This window comes from Achromobacter semiaridum (assembly GCF_053543755.1).
Window position 1 is genome coordinate 1 of sequence record NZ_JBLVOL010000107.1, and the last position, 1,138, is coordinate 1,138.

The following is a 1,138-nucleotide window of genomic DNA, read 5'->3' on the forward strand; positions in this document are numbered from 1 at the left end:
GCAGCGCCTTCGCGTCGGCGCCGGGCAACAGGCAGGCGCGGCCGTCGAAAACCGTCGAGCAGGCGCCGCAGCGCACCAGGCCGTTACGAACGCGCAGTTGGTCCGGCACCACCTTGAACGTGGTGCCGCATTGCGGGCAGCGGGTGGTCAAAGCCATGTGATGCGATCCTGCCGAAGCGGTGCTCAGGCCTTTTGGCCGTGCAGGCAGACCCAGCCGTCGCGGGCGCGCCAGACGGACATCGCCATCCAGGGCGCGTAGGCGGCAGCCACTTCATCGGCCTGGCGTTCCAGCACGCCGGACAGCACCAGATGCCCACCATCCGCCACGCGGCCGGCCAGCATCGGCGCCAGCACCTTCAGCGGGTTGGACAGGATGTTGGCCACCACCACCTGAAACGTGCCGTCGGCCAGCGCGTCGGGCAGCATGGCTTGCAGTTCTACGTGGTTGACCTCGGCGTTGTAGGCCGTGCTTTGCACTGCCTGCGCGTCGATGTCCACGGCCAAGGTCGGACCGGCGCCAAGCTTGCGCGCGGCAATCGCCAGAATGCCCGAGCCGCAGCCGTAGTCCAGCACGGTGGCGCCGGCGGGCAATTCGGCTTCCAGCCAGGCCAGGCACAGGTGCGTGGTGGGGTGGCTGCCCGTGCCGAACGCCAGGCCCGGGTCCAGCTCGATATGGATGGCGCCCTCTTCGGCGGTGGTGGGGTCCAGACCGGGCACGTCGGGATTGTCGCGGTGCCAGCTGGGTACGATCCAGAGGCGCTCGGCGATGTGGATCGGGCCAAACTGCGATTGCGTCAGGCGCACCCAGTCGGCGTCCGGCACATCGCGCAGCGTCCAGCCGGCAAACAGCGTCGGGTCCAGTTCACCGGCCGACGCGGCTTCTTCCATGATCTGCGTGGGGTCGGCGCCATCGGGCAGCAAGGCCACGACGCGGTTGCGGTCCCAGGCCTGCACGTCGGGCTCGGTGCCCGGTTCGCCAAACAAGGGGCGTTCGTCATCGGTGCCGAAGTCGGCGTCTTCCACGGACACCGACAGCACGCCCGCTTCCAGCAACGCATCCGACAGGGCTTCGGCCTGCGCCTCCAGGCAATGGAGCACGAGTTCACGCATGATTATTCTTCCATCTGGCCATGGGGGG

2 protein-coding genes are annotated in these 1,138 nt (G+C 68.5%); both read right to left on the reverse strand.

The genetic code is table 11. From position 1 onward, the window contains the following. On the reverse strand, positions 1 to 157 hold a 157-nt coding region (locus tag ACNPP0_RS23890; RefSeq protein WP_448707208.1), incomplete at its 3' end, for a zinc-ribbon domain-containing protein. A 26-nt stretch (positions 158 to 183) separates the two neighbouring features. Next, positions 184 to 1,110, reverse strand: a complete 927-nt coding sequence (gene prmA, locus ACNPP0_RS23895; protein WP_332612248.1) for a 50S ribosomal protein L11 methyltransferase — start codon at positions 1,108 to 1,110, stop codon at positions 184 to 186. Positions 1,111 to 1,138 lie beyond the last annotated feature (28 nt).